The organism is Pontibacter flavimaris, from assembly GCF_001907195.1.
GTDB lineage: Bacteria > Bacteroidota > Bacteroidia > Cytophagales > Hymenobacteraceae > Pontibacter > Pontibacter flavimaris.
The window spans coordinates 176,070-192,564 of sequence record NZ_LVWA01000012.1; the positions used below are offsets into that span (position 1 = coordinate 176,070).

At 48.6% G+C, this 16,495-nt stretch carries 18 protein-coding genes; 8 read left to right on the plus strand and 10 right to left on the minus strand.

The genetic code is table 11. The features are described from left to right. Nucleotides 1-422 precede the first annotated feature (422 nt). Entirely contained in the window at nucleotides 423-2,123 is a 1,701-nt protein-coding gene (locus A3841_RS18410; RefSeq protein ID WP_083610428.1) for a T9SS type B sorting domain-containing protein, read from the plus strand. Between the two features lie 140 nt (nucleotides 2,124-2,263). After that, a complete protein-coding gene (locus A3841_RS18415; RefSeq protein ID WP_073854644.1) occupies nucleotides 2,264-2,464 on the plus strand; it encodes a hypothetical protein in 201 nt (66 codons plus the stop codon). Nucleotides 2,465-3,086: 622 nt separating this feature from the next. Here the strand turns inward: A3841_RS18415 and A3841_RS18420 are convergent. Then, a complete protein-coding gene (locus A3841_RS18420) occupies nucleotides 3,087-3,584 on the minus strand; it encodes a DinB family protein (protein ID WP_073854646.1) in 498 nt (165 codons plus the stop codon). Between the two features lie 187 nt (nucleotides 3,585-3,771). Between A3841_RS18420 and A3841_RS18425 the strand changes: the two genes are divergently transcribed. Beyond that, nucleotides 3,772-3,915 carry a hypothetical protein gene (locus tag A3841_RS18425; protein WP_235861481.1) on the plus strand — a complete coding sequence of 48 codons (144 nt, stop codon included), beginning with the start codon at nucleotides 3,772-3,774 and terminating at the stop codon, nucleotides 3,913-3,915. 201 nt (nucleotides 3,916-4,116) lie between these two features. On the opposite strand, the gene A3841_RS18430 is transcribed toward A3841_RS18425, so the two are convergent. Then, nucleotides 4,117-4,989 (minus strand): helix-turn-helix domain-containing protein, encoded by an 873-nt coding sequence (locus A3841_RS18430; RefSeq protein ID WP_073854648.1) that lies wholly within the window; start codon nucleotides 4,987-4,989, stop codon nucleotides 4,117-4,119. Nucleotides 4,990-5,304: 315 nt separating this feature from the next. Between A3841_RS18430 and A3841_RS18435 the strand changes: the two genes are divergently transcribed. Together A3841_RS18435 and A3841_RS18440 are read left to right on the plus strand one after the other, a co-directional pair. Next, nucleotides 5,305-6,459 (plus strand): LLM class flavin-dependent oxidoreductase, encoded by a 1,155-nt coding sequence (locus A3841_RS18435; RefSeq protein ID WP_235861482.1) that lies wholly within the window; start codon nucleotides 5,305-5,307, stop codon nucleotides 6,457-6,459. Nucleotides 6,460-6,471: 12 nt separating this feature from the next. Then, nucleotides 6,472-7,164 carry a GNAT family N-acetyltransferase gene (locus A3841_RS18440; protein WP_139308012.1) on the plus strand — a complete coding sequence of 231 codons (693 nt, stop codon included), beginning with the start codon at nucleotides 6,472-6,474 and terminating at the stop codon, nucleotides 7,162-7,164. A 113-nt stretch (nucleotides 7,165-7,277) separates the two neighbouring features. Here the strand turns inward: A3841_RS18440 and A3841_RS18445 are convergent, their stop codons facing one another. The 7 genes from A3841_RS18445 to A3841_RS18475 all read right to left on the minus strand — a co-directional run bounded on the left by A3841_RS18445 (nucleotide 7,278) and on the right by A3841_RS18475 (nucleotide 12,232). Next, entirely contained in the window at nucleotides 7,278-7,826 is a 549-nt protein-coding gene (locus A3841_RS18445; RefSeq protein ID WP_073854651.1) for a cysteine hydrolase family protein, read from the minus strand. A 674-nt stretch (nucleotides 7,827-8,500) separates the two neighbouring features. Continuing rightward, entirely contained in the window at nucleotides 8,501-8,992 is a 492-nt protein-coding gene (locus A3841_RS18450) for a VOC family protein (RefSeq protein ID WP_073854652.1), read from the minus strand. A 67-nt stretch (nucleotides 8,993-9,059) separates the two neighbouring features. After that, nucleotides 9,060-9,710 (minus strand): NAD(P)-dependent oxidoreductase, encoded by a 651-nt coding sequence (locus A3841_RS18455; protein WP_073854654.1) that lies wholly within the window; start codon nucleotides 9,708-9,710, stop codon nucleotides 9,060-9,062. A gap of 63 nt (nucleotides 9,711-9,773) precedes the next feature. Further along, entirely contained in the window at nucleotides 9,774-10,226 is a 453-nt protein-coding gene (locus A3841_RS18460) for a DoxX family protein (protein ID WP_073854656.1), read from the minus strand. 21 nt (nucleotides 10,227-10,247) lie between these two features. Further along, entirely contained in the window at nucleotides 10,248-10,820 is a 573-nt protein-coding gene (locus tag A3841_RS18465) for a YceI family protein (protein ID WP_073854658.1), read from the minus strand. A 53-nt stretch (nucleotides 10,821-10,873) separates the two neighbouring features. Continuing rightward, complete coding sequence (locus A3841_RS18470; protein ID WP_073854660.1) at nucleotides 10,874-11,536, minus strand: NADPH-dependent F420 reductase; 663 nt, start codon at nucleotides 11,534-11,536, stop codon at nucleotides 10,874-10,876. 114 nt (nucleotides 11,537-11,650) lie between these two features. Beyond that, nucleotides 11,651-12,232, minus strand: coding sequence for a Crp/Fnr family transcriptional regulator (locus A3841_RS18475; protein WP_073854662.1), 582 nt, complete (start codon nucleotides 12,230-12,232; stop codon nucleotides 11,651-11,653). A 1,055-nt stretch (nucleotides 12,233-13,287) separates the two neighbouring features. Between A3841_RS18475 and rnk the strand changes: the two genes are divergently transcribed. Continuing rightward, complete coding sequence (rnk, locus tag A3841_RS18480; protein WP_170866235.1) at nucleotides 13,288-13,695, plus strand: nucleoside diphosphate kinase regulator; 408 nt, start codon at nucleotides 13,288-13,290, stop codon at nucleotides 13,693-13,695. Nucleotides 13,696-13,746: 51 nt separating this feature from the next. Then, complete coding sequence (mreB, locus tag A3841_RS18485; RefSeq protein WP_073854664.1) at nucleotides 13,747-14,769, plus strand: rod shape-determining protein; 1,023 nt, start codon at nucleotides 13,747-13,749, stop codon at nucleotides 14,767-14,769. A 5-nt stretch (nucleotides 14,770-14,774) separates the two neighbouring features. On the opposite strand, the gene A3841_RS20750 is transcribed toward mreB, so the two are convergent. After that, nucleotides 14,775-14,903, minus strand: a complete 129-nt coding sequence (locus A3841_RS20750; RefSeq protein ID WP_262502621.1) for a hypothetical protein — start codon at nucleotides 14,901-14,903, stop codon at nucleotides 14,775-14,777. Between the two features lie 84 nt (nucleotides 14,904-14,987). Here A3841_RS20750 and A3841_RS18490 point away from each other — a divergent pair, with 84 nt between their 5' ends. Next, entirely contained in the window at nucleotides 14,988-16,439 is a 1,452-nt protein-coding gene (locus tag A3841_RS18490; protein ID WP_083610429.1) for a M14 family metallopeptidase, read from the plus strand. Nucleotides 16,440-16,495: the final 56 nt, after the last annotated feature.

Below are 16,495 nucleotides of genomic sequence, written 5' to 3' on the forward strand. Positions count from 1 at the left end.
GCAATTTAAACTTATAAATAAACTATTGACTCTGGATCCTATAGCCTGCTTTTTTGTTACTTCATAGTACCTGCAATGCCTTTTCTGTAGGTGTGCGCATTGGCGAATCATCATAGAAAAAACAAAAGAGATAAAGCATGGAAGCAGCCCTGAACAAGCAGACCAGCGCACCCTACTAAATCAGCCAAAGTCGTAATTTTGAATGCCCAAACAGGTACTCTTCACGCCAATCGTCCCTAACATGCCTGTTCCTGATTGGGAAGAGCATTACACGCATTTGCTGGACAGGCGTATGCTTTGGTATACTCACAAGCCAAAATCTCTCAAACCAATTCCTGCTAAAAAAGTGCAAAAAAGTTGTTAATTTTAGACGACCTTTCACCAAGCTTTGACACCAGGTATGGTTCCTGGGCATTTACCTCATGATCAGATCATTTAGCGCCTCACTAGTTTGTCTTCTCACGCTCTTTTTAATGGTGTGTTTGCGATTTGACTTGACCGCCCAGGAAAGCACCTGGTTGAAGCGGTTTGGCGGCCAAGAAGAAAATATAGTGAGTTCGACGGTGCTGACTCCTGCCGGAGATATGGTGATGACGGGATCATTTATTTATGGTGATGGCCGCATGCCACTAGGGAATGTCACCTTAAAAAGTGAGGCTCCAGCAGATTTCAGATGTGGGTTTATCGCAAAATTCAATGCCGAGGGACAAGTCATATGGGGACAAGTGTTAAGGAGTAACCGGTTTGGGTCAATAGAAGAATTAGTGCTGGATACAAACGGCAACCTGTATGTGATAGGTCGCTTTCATGGGATACTCGTATTTGGTGACCAAACCTATACCGAAAATTCCTACTCGCCCCGACACTTTCTTGCTAAATACGATGCTTCCGGCAAGCCTTTGTGGCTAAAGTACCTCCCGGGAGAACTAACTGCTGAGGCAAAGCTCTGCATCGATAAGCAGGATAACCTGTATATCGCCTGCAGCCAAGGAAAACCTAGCGGCAATGGCATAGAAACCAGGGCCCTTGTCTTGTACAAATTCGATAGTAACGGGGCTCTGCTACAGGAAAATTTAATTGCCTCTGTCAATCCCTCGAACCCTGCCTACATCCGTGACATTATCGTGGATGCTAACCAGCAGCCAATCATTTCCGGGCAGTTTATGAATTCCATGAAGATCGGCGATCAGCTGTTCGAAGGCCGTAGCATGGCAGACTGCTACCTGGTCAAATTCAATGCCGATGGAGCAGTCAAGTGGGCCAGGCACGTGGGGAAAGGTGAGCGTTTTAGCTCGATCATGGATATGACTTTGGATAGCAGGGAGAATATCTACCTGGCTGGCCGCTTCGCAAATAAATCGGATCAGATAGACTTGGTGCTTAGGATTAATACGGAGGGAGAGCAAACCCAGCGATTCTCAGTGGCCAGAAATGTAGATACATTCTATATGGGTGGTATTGCAGGCAGTGCGATTAAAATCAGCAACAAAGACCAGGCTATTATTTTAGCGGGGCATTTTAGGGAAAAAGTTGCTTTTGGAAACATTGTGCTAGATTCGCAGCGTGGCGAAAACGAATACGATGTGTTCCTAACAAAGATAAATGTTAAAGGTGAGATAACCGGGGTGATTCAGTCGAACGGTGATGGGACTTCCAGCGCTATCAATCTTGGTCTAACCCCAACAGATCATTTATACCTCGTAGGTCATACACTCTCATCAACATTCCGTTTCCCCAACCAACTTGCCACTAAACCTACCTCCAACTGGGACATTTTCCTTTACAAGCTGCATATCAAAATGCTAGAAACAGCTGAGGAAAGTCAACCTGATCCGGGAAATGAAGCGGAACCTGAGCCAACTGAATACCAACAGGTGATCATACCCAATATATTCACACCCAACGGGGATACTAAGAACCAGTTCTTTGAGATTGTCCATCTGGACTTAAGCCAAAACAATACGTTGGTTATTTTTAACCGCTGGGGAAAACAGGTATACCAATCAAAATCCTATCAAAACAATTGGGAGGCAGAGGGTCTGGCAGAGGGAACATACTACTATGTGCTCTATTTAGAAAAGGAAAGCAAGTACGTCAAAGGCTGGGTGAGTGTAGTGAGGTAGGCACCTCCCTTTTCCGACCCCAGCATTTTCCCCAGCACCATGCCTTGCTCATACCTGCCACTCCTCCATGGCAAGCGGCAGCCGCGGATTGAGAGCATTGCGGGTTCTATTTGAACACCTAGGCATCCAGGTATAACAATATGTTCTCGCTGGTCTCAGCCCACGAATCCTTGGATGCAGGCGGCAACCTAAAAAATGAAACCCTGGCGATTCAGATTCAGGACAACATGGTCGCATTCATGAACCTGGTGGAAGCCTATAAGCAATATCCGTGCATCAAGAAGGCCTTGGTGGAGTTTATGGGAGAAAAGCCAGCCAAGGAAACAGAGCAGGTAGAATAAAGCATCTGAATGGTAATATGCGTTAAGGGTATTACTCAAAAATCCTTGACATAGTTAGCTTTTCACCCTCCCATAGTAACTTAAACAAGCTTTACCTCTCCTCTCAACCCCCAGGTATTTACTCACAGCCACCAAATCCCTGTGGAAAAAGTTCGATAATTCAATCCTACGGGCTACTAAAAAGCCGCTTCAGGTAAAACTGGAGCGGCTTTTTTTGGTTCGATATACTTCCCCTTCGGCCTTGCACCTACAAAAAACTTATTAAACTAGAGCTCTACGAACGCGTGGTAAGACTTTACTACCAAGTGGTTCAATGCTTCTTAAAGATCTCCTGAGGCTTGAGGAGCCTTCCTTTATTATATCTCATGTTAAATAAGGTAGCGGTACTGGTTTATTGTCTTAACTAACCTATGGCATCTGCTGCAAACAAGATTTCAACTGAGAAGGTAGATGCATGACTTGATCAATGAGCTTAACTGTAGCGTATTACTGAATCTTTACCTATCAACGCTATAAAAGATAGTCTCACTTTCAAGATTACGGCAAGCTTTTAACCAATGAGCTGAGGATGCTGAAGGCAGCACAGGAGCTGCCAGTTCCAAGACAGCTCCTGTGCTGTCGTCTACAGCCCTTGCTCGTCGGCACTTGGTCCGTAGCTACCCGGGATAGGAATGTTCAACAGCCGCAGATACAAGCCAAGCTGTGCCCTGTGATGGATTGTTTGCGCCAGCGCATGACGGATTGTTTCATACTTCGACAGGGTCATGTATACAACAGCACCGTTACGCAACGTCCAGGGCTCTTCCAGTTGCTCTTCTGTCGCCTGCTCCATATCTGCTTGCGCCTTTGCCAGATTCTTCTCGAACAGCGCTAAGAGCCCCTCTGTGTTTTTTACATCACCTGGATTGTAAGGGCTGGCAGCAAAGTCGAGTTCATTGGTTGTAACAGCTAAGGTTACCCAGGTGGGCAAATCGGCAATGTGCAGTGCGAGGTCTTTTATAGGCATGCTCTTGGGGTGAGGCCGCCAATCGTATTTGTCGTCTGGCACGATAACGAGCATTTTACGGGTTTTCTGCCCTTCTTCCTCGATTTCCTTCAGAAGCTTTTCGATGAGTTTCATAGATCTATTTTGTTAGTTTGAACAGAGCAATATTACTAAATAAATTAGCGTATGCCAATGCATTTAGTTTAAATTAATGTTTATCAACCTTTGTCCATTAAGTAAATAGCAGGCTAAATATGCTGCCCCTTATCACTGGCAGTTTTGCTTTGTGTGGCTTTGCCAATTTCAATCTTATGCCATCTGGGTGGGAGGTATATGCCAGTTGGCACCCGACCGCAAACAGGACCTGGCAGCCCTGAGCTCCAGAACGTTGATTTGCGGAACGCTGGCTTCATACCTGTCTGCTACTTTAGCTAGTATGATACTACGCCATACCCTCTATTTATAATAAATATATTCTTGACCATAGCCAAGTGATCAGAATTCTCGCTACCACGACTACGGTCTTCATACCTTCGAATATTCTTTTAGTGAAATCAGGTCCATATGGATAAAGTTCGATATTTCAATTCTACGGGCTACTAAAAAAGTCGCTCCACATCAACTAGAGCGGCTTTTATATATCACTGACCTACAGAGAAGTCTACACTTACAAAGTAGTCTCATTACCATTTGCCTGCAGAAATTCACCTGCAGTCATTCCGGTCTGGGTTTTGAAGAAACGCATCAGGTGGTTGGGTTTGGGAAAGTTAAGCTCATAGGCAATCTCACTGAGCGTCAGCTTGGAATGGAAAAGATAGTTCTTTATTTCGAGCAGCAACCTTTGCTTGAGCAGGTGTTTGGCCGTCACATTAAATTGTTCTTTTACCGCTTTGTTTAATGAAACCCGCGTAATGCCCAGCATGTCGGCATAGTCACTTACCCGCTGTTTATGCTTTATATTCTTTTCAACCAGCCGTTTGAATTGAAAGGCATAATGGTCATTGTCCCTTTCCATTTTCAGTTGGTTAGCTGCAGCATATTCCCTGTTCAGCTTCTGCAAAATATAATAGAGGAGCGACCGTATGATGTGCCCGCTGTCAGTCTTTGGATGCACAAGCTCTGATTTTATTTCGGTCAGAAGCGTGCAGAAGCTTTGTACAGTTTCTTTACCGACCTCCATTTTCAACGGATAGTCCAGCTGGTAGAAGTATAACAAGCGGTAAGCAAACAGCTTATCAGCAAAAAAGTCGTTCAGAAAGTCTTCCTGGAATAGAAGGATGGTGAAATCCTGTTCACCCTCATCGAAATGCCACTGCCTTTTCTGGTATGGAGACAGGAAGACGACGCTGTTGCCGGTCATTTCTATCTGGTGATCATTCAGCAGCAGTTCCCCTTTGGCTTTCTTAAAGAAAACAACCTCAAAAAAATCCGTGTTGAATGGTACCTTTTTTAAATAGTTGCTGTCAGCACTTGTAAAGTGCAGTACGTTCAGGAGCACTTCTACTCCACATTCCGTCTTTAAAAATTTAAGGGTTTCCATACATTACCACTACTAAACCTGAGCACAAGAAATAGCAGATTCTCATTAAGAAAATGCTACAACCAGAATAGTTGTATACCTGATCTATAGAATTTGCTAACATGCAATTTACAAAAAATGAACATCTCCTATCTCATCTATCACCCACCTATTGATTCCTCGACTACTGGTCTCAATAGTTGGCTTCACTCTTTAGGTACGGATTTATTTAAAATAAATGTAGTTCGGTATAGACCTTATCAAATTGGTAGGATTCAGTACATTCCTGATACAAGTCCTTTTCCTCTGCATCGGTAATTTTGCATCTGATTTTTAATGCACTATGAATTGACTGAAGAAATGACTGATAATAATAACACACCAAAAGAAAATAACATGGCTGCTTTCCAACCAGTAACAAAAAAAGGAAACGCTCCTGTCCCGCTGTCGCTGCTCGACTTTGCTGTTACAGGACAAGGCAATTCCGCGATAGAGACGATACAGAACAGCATAGAACTGGCAAAACTTGCTGACGGCCGGGGGTATGCCCGTTATTGGGTAGCCGAGCATCATTCCATGCCGGCCATTTCGGTTACATCTCCAGCTGTCATGCTTTCCAGGTTAATCGGAGAGACCAAACAGATACGGCTCGGTGCGGGCGGGATGATGCTGCCCAACTTTCCGCCACTGGTAGTTGCAGAACAGTTTGGTATGCTGGAGGCCATGGCCCCAGGCAGGATAGACCTGGGCATTGGGCGCGCTCCGGGAACTGATGGCTATACTGCCACAGCACTGCGTAGAGGCCATAGTTTTGGCGCGGAAAACTATATTGATCAACTACAGGAACTGCTCCATTTTTTAGATGATGACTTTCCTGAAGATGATCCCTATAAGGATAAGGTATGGGCAGTTCCGGGTCCAGGGCAAGACCGCCAAAACGGGATACCGCGTTCTCTTAACAGCCCTTCCGTGTGGTTGCTCGGATCGTCGGGTTATTCGGCCCAATTGGCAGGTAAGATGGGATTGCCATTTGCTTTTGCAGCCCAGCTGGCCCCTGAAAATCTGCTGATGGCCTTTGACCTTTACAGAAAGAATTTCCAGCCTTCGGAGGTGCTCGACAAACCACATACATTGGCTTGCTTTGGCGTGTATGCAGCCGAGACAGAAAAAGAAGCATTGTTGCAGACCGAAAGTTTTGCGCACAGCATGATGCGCATGATGCGAGGGCTGTCTTATTTGATGCCTTCTCCCGAAGCTCTTGCCAGATACCCTTACACGGCACAGGAAAGGCAGCTTATGGAAGGCTGGAGACACAGAATGTTCTATGGAACAGGCGAAACTGTTGTCAAAAGTCTCAATGAAGTTCAGAAACGATCAGAAGCAGACGAACTGATGATCGTAAATCTCGGACACTCACCAAAAGGGATACTTCGCTCAGCTGAACTGATCGCTGATGCGTACCAGATGCCTTCAGGCCTGACTGATTTATAGACGATCATGACTGTGGATCAGGAAACAACAATTAATCGATTGACCTTTCCTGCACATCATTCATCCGGAAATAATTTTGAGGTTAGCACCTGCTTTTTCAAACAACATCTATTTAAAATGGAGATTAGTAAATTAAATAACAGTGACCTGCCACAGGTATATGAAATGGCATTTGAAGCGTGGAAAGACGCATATCCTGGGCAATCAGATGCTTTTATAAGAAAAGTCAGTAAATTTATAGTGCGGAAGAATTACTATGAAAATGACTATAGGTATAAGATCAGTGAAGACGGAATCATAAGAGCAATTTTGCTTGGTTGTGAAAAAGATGATAAAAATAATGCCTTGGAATGGGTGGAACTTCAGACAAAAGATCTCCACGGTTCAGAGCTTTTGATCATGAACAATCAAAAAGATTATCTTGTTAAATCTGATGATCTATTAGCAACTTATTTAACTGATATCGACATAAAACTTGCATTATTTATCAGTAATAAAAGAGGTTATGGCACTAAGCTTCTGAATCATTTTATGAAAGAGTCTCAGGTAAAAGGCAAAGACAAAATGTACTTATGGACAGACTCGAGCTGCAATCACCACTATTATCCTAAACAAGGATTTGAAGAAATTCTAAGCTTTGCTAATGCCAATGCTAACATGATGGAAGAAGATTACCGGACACTGTTTTACAGTAAGAAGATTTAATACATATTTATTTTCTAGTATTTCAGCTAATGGGAATTCTCTGAAAATAAAAAACTTCCCGTCTAATAATTGGCGGGAAGTTTTTTAAACCTCTAGTACTTCCAGGATGGTGCTTAAGCAGAAAGGAATTCCTCTGTATTCTGGATGTTCGCATAAAAGAAGGAGAGTGCCCCCAAGAAGGCGTGATGTACATCGTCTGCCTTCACCAGTCTTCCATTGATCTCCTGATCGCGGGAGGCACAGGCATCACCAATTACTGTACATTCAAAACCGAAGTCTTTTGCGGCCCTTGTCGTAGCATCTACACACATATGTGTCATCATACCTGTCACTACTACTTCCGTCACTTCATTGGCTTTCAGATAATCCAATAGATCTGTTTCTCTGAAGCTGTTGGGATAATACTTTTTAACTAGTTTCTCACCTTCCAGTGGCTTTGCATTTTCATGGATCTCTACGCCAGTAGTATCCGGTTGAAAGAAAGGCATGTTCGCATCAGCCGCGAAATGCTGGATATGTGCGATCGGCAAATCATTCTTTCTAAAGTGATCAATGAGCTTAGCTGCATTTAAACTCGCTTCTACCGGTCCTTCCAGTTCCCAGGCTCCGTTTTCAAAATAATCGTTCTGTATGTCTATGACAAGCAATGCTTTCTTACTCATAATGTTTTATTTTATTAAACTAAATGATACATCAAAGTTACCACATCGCTTGTACTGCCTTTATACCATAATCAGACAGATACCTATCATTTTGATAAGTAAAAACAATAGGCTCATACTAGTATCAATCCCTTCAATTCCTACGATTTTCTTACTTTTATTAAATCCTGTTATCTAAGTAAACCGACACAAGCTGATGTAGGTAACAGACTTTAAAATCATTGCTATCCCATTGGTAGCTGGTATACTTTACAACTAAAGAATTAAGATTCTACCAGCTGTAGGTGCAGCATTGAAGAGTTAATTGCAGATGTTTAGGGACGGCTGTCCATAAAGCACATATTGCTAGGACTAGTGAGGCTAGCCAACAGCTCTATGTGCCCTATAATCACAATTGAAGAGTCTATACTTTGACCTCCTTCTCTCCTGGTACCAGGAATTCTTCAACAGCAGTTAGATCATTGTAGATAAGGTTCGATAATTCAAACTTAGGGGCTAATAAAAAAACCGATCCAGTTAAAACTGGAGCGGTTTTTTGCATTCATTTCCTTCCTCACGACTTAAGAAGCCTATTTCAGTGAAATGCCTCTATTGGGACACAGGCTATACCTTAAAGACAGCCCATACTTGAAGGACAGCCCATACTTGTTGTTTTAAAGTACCTCCTACAGGAATTATTCTGCTTCCTTCAGCAGGTCTTCCAGGTCCAGTGGCTTGGTGTACATCGTCAGCGAACCGTCTGCCAGCCTTGGCCATTGCTCTCTAGGCTTGTCCCAGTAAAGCTCAATTCCATTGTCATCAGGGTCTCTTAAGTACAACGCCTCGGAAACGCCATGATCGGAGGCGCCTATGTGTGTGTACTTGGCATCACGCAGCCTTTTATAGATCAGGGCGAGGTCCTTGCGGGTAGGGTACAGAATGGCCAGATGGTAGAGCCCCACTCCCTCCCGGGGAGCAGGCGGCGCACCCTTGCTGTGCCAGGTGTTCAGCCCGATGTGATGATGGTATCCCCCTGCGGAGATGAAGGCAGCCTCCTCCCCGTAGTGCATCATGAACTCAAAGCCCAGCAGGTCGCAGTAAAAGGCTAGGGAGCGCTTCAGGTCAGACACCTTGAGATGAACATGGCCGATTCTTGCTGCGGCGGGTATTTTATAAGCTGTTTCCATACTTTTCAGAAGTAAATGTTAGAAATAAAAGCGCGGCACAGGTCTTAAAAACACTGTGCCCTCGCATTTAATACGCTACGGTGAACCGCTGCCTTATGTGCTTCGGCTTTTCCAGTTCATCCACTACTGCCCCGGCCAGGTCTTCCACCGAGATCACACTTTTGCCATTCTCATCAAACACGGGGCTATCCGAACCTACCCTGTAATTCCCCTTCCTTTCGCCTGACGTGCCCGGATGCATCTCGATAGCCGGGCTCAGAAAGGTCCAGTCCAGCTCCTGCTCCTTTTTCAGGGCATTGAGGTAATCTCTTGCCCCCAGCGCGCCGGGCTTCCAGTCTGCCGGGAAATCAGGCGTGTCCACGAGTTGTACCCCTTCCGAAATGAAAAGGCTGCCCGCTCCGCCCACTACAATCAGCCTCTTCAGCCCGGCTTTCTTAACGCCGCGCTGTATTGCCTCGGAGCCCTTCATGAAATCATTGTACAAATCAGGGTTGCTCCAGCCGGCATTATAAGCGCTTATCACAGCTTCATTTCCTTTTACTGCTTCCGCTACCTCATCGGCATTCAAGGCATCTGCCTTTACAGCAGTTGCGTTCTCCGCCTGTGCTACTTTCTCAGGATGGCGGACGATTGCCGTTACCTGGTGGCCTCGTTGCACCAGCTCTTTCAATATGGCTGTACCTACGAAGCCGGACGCTCCTATCAATGCTACTTTCATTATTACACAGTTAGAGGCTCCCAGAAGCAGTTCGCCCCGGGAGCCCTAATTTTTATACTTGATTTACTTTACTGCTAACTCTCTGCTATACGTTGGTTTTGCCTCCGTTTGATGCAACAAATAATCCAGAGAGTATTTTCCGCTTCCCGTTAGCAACAGCACCACATAGGGTAGCAGGAACAGGAGGCCAAGTTCCTGCTTGGCGAACGGGTCTGCGCTATGCACCAGGAACACAGCCACCAGCATGGTGATGATCAACGGGATGGCGGCCAGCCTGGTGCCCAGCCCGATCAGGATGAGTATGGAGCAGATGACCTCGGTAAAAACGGCCAATGCAAGTGAGGTGGTGGCACTCAGGCCAAAGACTTCAGGAAACTGGACCGGATCGGCAGCGAAGAGCATTTCCAGCTTCGGCAAGCCATGGCCAAGCATCAGGGCGGCAATGCCTACCCGGGCTATCAGCAGCGCCACATCTATGCTGTTTGCGCTTTGGTATACGCTAAGTAGCTTTTTCATCGTCAATCCTTCCGTTTATACTTATTGAATAAATTCGCCGTCAGCCTTAATGCGTACTTCATCGCTGATCATGGGAGCCGGGAAACCGTTGCCCAGGTTAAAGTCCGAGCGCTTGATGGTGCCTGTTACCTGGAAGCCTGCAGTCTGCTTCTTGTTGCCTGGGTTCTCCACCGTGCCTTTGTATACCATGTCCATGGTAACTGGTTTGGTCACGCCGTTCAGAGTCAGGTTGCCGGTGAGCTTGTAGTTGTTTTTACCTGCCTTCTTAACAGCAGTGCTCTTAAAGTCCATGGTCGGATACTTGGCTACATCGAAGAAGTCTGCACTCTTGAGGTGATTGTCTCTGTCTTCCACTCTTGTGTCGATAGAGGCTGTTTTGGCAGTCATTTCCACCACGGCGTCACTGAAATCGGGTTTGGTGGAGGTGATGGTTACATCAAAATCGTTGAAAGTACCGGAGATGTCCGCTATGCCCAGGTGCGATACCGTAAAGCCAAGCTGCGAATGCGCGTCGTCGTTCGTCCAAACACTACTCAGTGTCGTAAAGGCAGAAAGAGACAGGAATGCGAAAAAAATAATGGATAATCTTTTCATGTTATGTGTAAGTTAAATTGTGTGTGTATTTGTATTAATAATGGTTGTTTTGCTTACTGATGCAGGATTTTCCAGCCCGCCCGCCAGTTGTAATCATACTTGGCGTTCAGCCGGATGAGCAGGAGCTGCATGTCCTCGAGCGTTCTGCTCGCGGCCAGGTCACCGGCCACGATAGGGTTGAAACCCACCGTGCTCACCAGCTCGGAAACGTTCTGCAGGGCTTCCCCGTCGTTGCCTGCTATAAAGGCGTCCACCTGCCTGCCATCAATAAGGGGTGTTGCGAAATCAGCCGCGAAGGTGGTATTAAAGGCCTTGATCACTTTAGAGTTGGGAAGCAGCTTTTGCAGCTCTTCTGCCGCGCTGGTACCGGGTGCTGTCACCAATCCGTCATAGGTGTCGTTCAGCGGGTTGGCAATGCTGATGACGATCTTCTGGTTGGCGACTTCCCTGATCCTACGAGCCACTTCTTTCTCTGCCGCATAGGGAACCGCCACAATGATAATGTCTGCCTCCCAGGATGCCTCCATCGTGCAATCGGTAGCCTCTACCATGGCGGCAGGGTTACCCTTTCTGATGTCCTCCGCCATCGCTGTTGCCTTATCCAGGTTACTGGTGCACAGCAGCAACCTGTAGTTGCCCGCCGCCAGGCTTCTTGAAAGGGCGGAGCCCATGTTTCCGGTGGCTCCAATGATGGCTATACTTTGCGTCGTCCTCATAACTCTGATTTTGTAACAATACAAAGGTACGACCACGCAAGGCCTCAGCGCATTGCGCGCAGTCAAGAAAAAGCATTGACTTGAATCAATGCTTTTGGGAAATCATGGGATAGTTTACTTGTTGGTGGAGATCCTTTTCCGGATGCGGCTAAGTGTTTCGGGGGTGAGGCCCATATAGGAGGCGATCATGTGCTGGGGCACGCGCTGGGCGATGTGTGGGTAGAGGGCGATGAAATCCTGGTAGCGTTCCTCCACCGACGAGCCGATGATGGAGGTGAGGCGCCGCTGCATGGCCAGGTATGCGCCGGTGATGTTCAGCCTGGTGAAGGTTTCATACTTGGGCATGGTCAGCAGCAGTTCCTCATGCGCCGATTTGCTGATGAGCACCAGTTCGGAATCCTCTAGGGCGTCGATGTTATAGGTGGCGGGCTCTCCTGTCAGGAAACTGTAGAGGTCGGAGATGGTCCATCCCTCCAGCCCAAACTGAATGATATGCTCCGCGCTGGAATCGTCTACGGAGTAGGCCCGCAGCGCCCCTTTTTCTACAAAGGCAATAAACTTACAGACATCCCCCTCCTGCAGGAGGTACTGTTTCCTGCGGAGCTTCTTGTAGGTAAGGTATGTTTTTATCCGTTCCTGCTCAGTTTCTGTCAGCCGGACTTTCTCGTTAAACTTCTGGAAGTATAGTTCGTGCATACCTGGTGGCTTGCTGAATTAATTCTACTCTTTTCGGTGCACAGTGCTCAAGGGACATGTGTATACTTTTGGCGCAGTGCCCGCTCCTCACGCACCTAAAGGATGGCAGCGTTATACTTCTTTTAGCTTGCCTCGCCATATCTGGCACACCCCTTCGCAAATCTAGCCTTTTTTACTGCCTTCGCCGCTTTATAGTTCGTGGCAACAAACACAGGCTTCTGCACCATAGTATGGCAGCGTTTGCCAAGGTATCAAGAATCCTGTACTTTCCATCCTGCCTCCTACCAGCGTCGAGTTCCCTGCACAGGCAGAAAGCAGGCACTTATGGTAACAGGGTCAGCCTTAGCGGGGTGCCATGTGTGCAACAGCAGCGTCCTGATTCCACCCGTGACGGAGTGCCTGCGACGGCCTTAAGATAAAGCCCTGCATTATATCCTGACAATGAGACCACTGCGTTCTCCAGCTGCAAGAACCCACCAGATTAAATTGCTTTTATGGGCGCCAATGGTTTACTTTGGTATATATTTTTGAAATAGTCGTGCTGCCCCCAAACAGATTTCTTTGTTCCTTCTCAAAGCCATTCACCGGTCTTGTCGCAGCTTCGCATCACGTATCTCTGAGTGATGTGCTGAATGGCTATTGCCTTCACTTTTATACGGTTCCCAAGGACTTCATTCAGTAAGCCGGAAAATCACCGGCGCACACCACGGACGCTGCCTCAGATTTGCCTGTACGATGCAGCGCTTGCCGCACGCCTGACAGCGTTCCAACGCAAAGTATAAAGTATAAGATTGGCCCGCTGCCACCCATACAGCCAGAACGGCGGGTATTCGGATACAGGCTGTTCCAACAAAACTTGCGCAACGCAGTTTATACTTGCCAGCCCGTGCCAGGCATGCAAAAGCATAAGCCAGCCGGAACACAAAGCTCTAAGCGGAAGAAGTCAGCAGAGGCATTGGAACCGATATATCCTGCGGCGGGACGAGCCGGGAGCAAAAAGCAGGCTGACAAAAACAAAAACAGATAAGACAACCATGGACAATACTCCGAAGCAGATGATGCACACAATTTATTTAACAGAGAAGGACTACGAGCGTCTGCACACGCTGGTGCAGGTTCATCGGCTGGAAAATAACCGGTTCGCTGTTGAGGCACTGGGCAGTGCGCTGAAAAGGGCGAAGGTGGTGCCTACGGAAGAAATTCCTGAGGATGCGGTCACCATGAACTCGCTTATACGCCTGAAGGAAATGAGCAGCCAGACAGAAATGGAGCTCTCCGTGGTATACCCCAAGGACGCCGACCTGAGCCAGCGCAAAATATCCGTACTGGCTCCTGTTGGCACGGCTATACTTGGGTGCAGAGTAGGCGATGAAGTGCAGTGGCCTACCCCCAAAGGTGCCCGAACGTATAAAGTAATGGATATTATGTATCAGCCAGAGGCGGCTGGCGATCTTTATCTTTAATCCCCCGGCTTGATCCGGAACAATAACAGCGCCCTAATTCTTTACTATAGTATGAGCTTTTTTAACTTTCGCACACAGGGCATCGCAATCGACCTGGGCACCGCAAACTTTCTGATGATTTTTGAGGACAGAGTCGTGGTGGATGAGCCTGCGGTCATCGCTTTTAACCGCACCACCGGGGCTACCATTGCCGTAGGCAGAAAGGCGGAGCAGATGGAAGGAAAAGAGCATGAGAACATCCGCATCATCCGCCCGCTTAAAAATGGGGTCATCGCAGACTTTCATGCGGCCGAGCACATGATGCGGGGCATGCTCAAGCTGGCCAACAACGGCAAGGGCATGTTCTCTCCGTCCTACAGAATGCTGATCTGTGTGCCCTCGGGCATCACGGAGGTAGAAAAGCGCGCTATCCGCGACTCTGCCATGATTGCCGGGGCCAAGGACGTGTACCTGGTGCACGAGCCGGTTGCCGCAGCCATTGGCATCGGCCTTGATGTGCAGGACGCAACCGGGCACATGATCGTTGATATCGGCGGCGGCACCACCGAGATCGCCGTCATCGCACTGAGCGGCATCGTGTGCGACCAGTCCATCCGGGTGGCCGGCGATAACTTTAACGCCGATATCATCCACCACGTGCGCCGCCAGCATAACATTCACATCGGCGCCTCTATGGCCGAGAAGATAAAGCTGGAGGTTGGCGCCGCCCTTCCTGAGTTGCAGGACCCTCCCCTGGACTTTGCCATCAAGGGCCGCGACCTGATGAGCGGCTTGCCCAAGCAGGTCATGGTTTCTTACCAGGAGGTAGCCTATTACCTCGATAAATCCATCACCAAAATAGAGGAAGCCATACTTAAGACCCTCGAAATAACGCCGCCGGAGCTGTCATCAGACATACACCACTCGGGCATTTTCCTGACGGGGGGCGGCGCCCTGCTGCGGGGGCTCGACAAGCGGATCGCGTCCCGCACGAAGCTTCCGGTCCATGTGGCAGACGAGCCTTTGCTTTCCGTTGTAAAAGGCACGGCCATCGCCCTGAAGAAAATAGACGAGTTCAGGTTCCTGATGCGATAGCCGCCTCAACTGAAAGGTGCCGCGTGAGGCACGCCGGACGTGCCGCCCTGTGCCTGGGGCGGCACGTCTGCCTTTAGGGGTGCTCCTCCCCTTTCTGTCGCAAAATTCTTCGCCACCACTTCCATCGCATCCATATACTTTATACCTTACCCGGGTATACTTGTGCCACCAAAAACTGTGGACCGATGCGGAACCTCCTCCTACTTATACTTCTGCCCATGAGCCTTTTACAAGCGCAGGCCCAGACGCGGCCTGCTACCAACGTGGCACAGCAGGCCTTTGCCCAACACGCCACTTACCAGGAGCCTACCCTGCAGCACCGCCGCTTCAAGCACCAGGACATCGTACCGCTGCTGGAGCAACTCCACCAAAACCCCATGTTCGAGGTACAGGTGGCGGGGAAGTCGGTGGAGCAGCGCGATATCTACTTGGTAAAGGCCGGAACCGGCAAAACCAGAGTGATGCTCTGGTCGCAGATGCACGGCGACGAGCCCACCGCCACCATGGCCCTGTTCGACCTGTTCAACTTTCTGCAGCAGTCCGACGAGCTGAACCCGCTGCGGCAACAGATACTCGAAAACACCACGTTATACTTCGTGCCGATGCTCAACCCCGACGGGGCGCAAAAGTATAAACGCCACAATGCCCTGGAGATTGACCTGAACCGCGACGCGCTGCGCCTGCAGAGCCCGGAGGCGCGCCTGCTCAAAAGCCTGCGCGACAGCCTGGACCCGGAGTTTGGCTTTAATTTGCACGACCAGAGCCGCTACTACACGGCAGGCAACGGCCCCAAGCCCGCCACCATCTCTTTCCTGGCTCCCGCCTTCGACCAGGCGCAGACCGTGAATCACGTGCGGGAGCGCGCCATGCGCACCATTGTGGGAATGAACGAGGCGCTGCAGCAGCTCGTGCCGGGCCACGTGGCCAAGTACTCCGACGAGTTCGAGCCACGCGCCTTCGGCGACAATATTCAGAAGTGGGGCACCAGCGTGATTCTGATTGAGTCGGGTGGGTATCCCAACGACACGGAGAAGCAGCACATCCGCCGGCTCAACTTCGCCTCCATCCTCTCGGCCCTGCACCTGATCTCGGACAACGGCTATACTAAGTATGACTTAGAAGATTACTATAAAATCCCCCAGAACGAGCGCAACCTCTACGACCTGTTGCTGCGCAACGTGCGCTATACCATGAGCGGCCATGATGTGCTGCTGGATGTCGGGATTTTCCGGGAGGAGGTGGATGCGCCAACCGGCAAGGGCTTTTACCACCAAAGCACGGTGGACCAGATCGGCGACCTGAGCGTCTTCCACGGGTATGAGGAGGTGGATGGCGCGGGGCTGACGCTGGTGGCGGGCAAAGTATACGAGAAGCCTTTTAAAAGTATAAACGAGTTGAATCAGCGCCGCGCAAGGCGCCTGCTCGCCAAGGGCTACACCACCGTGCAGGTGGAGGCGCTTCCCGACGATCCGGAAAGGATAAACCCGCTGGAGCTGCCATTAAACGTGGTGAGCGCCTCCGGTCAGGTCAGCCACGACCTAAACCTGAACAGCGGCGCCAACTTTATACTTACTGATCAGAAAGGGAAACTGCGCTACGCCATTTTGAACGGGTTTGTGTATGATGTGCGTGGCGACAGGCCGGAACTGTTCCACGGCGTAGTCCTATAGACCGCATTCATACTTTTGCCATAGAAACCATTGGTTGGGTACAGGGGCCAATGGTT